At 58.9% G+C, this 1,193-nt stretch carries 1 protein-coding gene; it reads left to right on the top strand.

The window, feature by feature from the left end; genetic code table 11:
• Positions 1 to 69: 69 nt before the first annotated feature.
• Positions 70 to 1,035 carry an IS5 family transposase gene (locus tag AB4Y31_RS31740; protein WP_368677418.1) on the top strand — a complete coding sequence of 322 codons (966 nt, stop codon included), beginning with the start codon at positions 70 to 72 and terminating at the stop codon, positions 1,033 to 1,035.
• Positions 1,036 to 1,193: the final 158 nt, after the last annotated feature.

A 1,193-nucleotide genomic window follows, 5' to 3' on the forward strand; every position in this document is an offset into this window, starting at 1 on the left:
TAGGGATGGTGTTCAAAACTCACGCATTTCCGAGTGTTCAACCGGCCGCCTGCTGGGCACAATAGGCACATGAGACAAACCGACCTGAACCTTGACCTGACGAACCGGCGCACGCGCAAGCGCGCGTTCCTCGATGAGATGGAGCGCGTGGTGCCGTGGAAAGAATTCGTGGCGGTGATTGAGCCGCATGCGCCGACCAAATCGACGGGTCGCCGGCCATTTCCGATTGAAGCGATGCTGCGCATCCACTTCTTGCAACAATGGTTTGGCTTGAGCGATGTCGCGATGGAAGAGGCGCTGTACGACGTACCGCTGTATCGCGAATTTTCTGGGTTGGGCGGCATGAGCCGATTGCCGGACAGGGTCAGCATCTTGCGCTTTCGGCATCTGCTGGAACAACACCAGTTGGCTGAGCAATTTCTGGCGACCGTCAACGCCCAGCTCAGTGCGAAAGGCTACATGCTCAAGGAAGGCACGGCTGTCGATGCCACGCTGATTGCCGCGCCGAGCTCGACCAAGAACAAGGGCGGCGAGCGCGACCCCGAAATGCATCAGACCAAGAAAGGCAATGAATGGCACTTTGGCATGAAGGCCCATGTCGGTGTGGACGCCGACTCGGGTCTCGTGCACACGGTAGTGGGGACGGCTGCCAACGTAAGCGATGTGACGCAAGCGCGCGCGCTCGTGCATGGTGATGAACGCGAGGTATTTGGCGATGCGGGTTACCAAGGCGTGCAAAAGCGCGAGGAAATGCAAGACGTCAAGGCAAACTGGCACATCGCCATGCGCCCGGGCAAGCGTCGCGCCTTGAACAAGAACACGCCGCTGGGCCAACTGGTCGATGAGTGCGAAAGACTCAAGGCGCGCATTCGCGCCAAGGCCGAACATCCGTTTCGCGTCATCAAGCGCCAGTTCGGCCACCTCAAGGTGCGTTATCGTGGGTTGATGAAGAACACGCAGCAGCTGCACACGCTGTTCGCCTTGAGCAATCTGTGGATGGTGCGCCGCCGAATTCTGCTGGAGCCCGTGGCATGAGTGCGTCCGGATTCGGCTCCGACGAGCCGAATCACGGATTGCAGAGCTGCATCTATGCTCATTCGAACATCGAATTCGCGCGCGTCGTCTCATTGATTTCACCTGGCGTTACTTGCGTCGTTACGTCGGCGTCGCCGACCGTGTTTTGAACACCATCC

Origin of the sequence: Trinickia sp. EG282A, from assembly GCF_040965455.1 — a bacterium.
GTDB classification, from domain to species: Bacteria; Pseudomonadota; Gammaproteobacteria; order Burkholderiales; family Burkholderiaceae; genus Trinickia; species Trinickia symbiotica.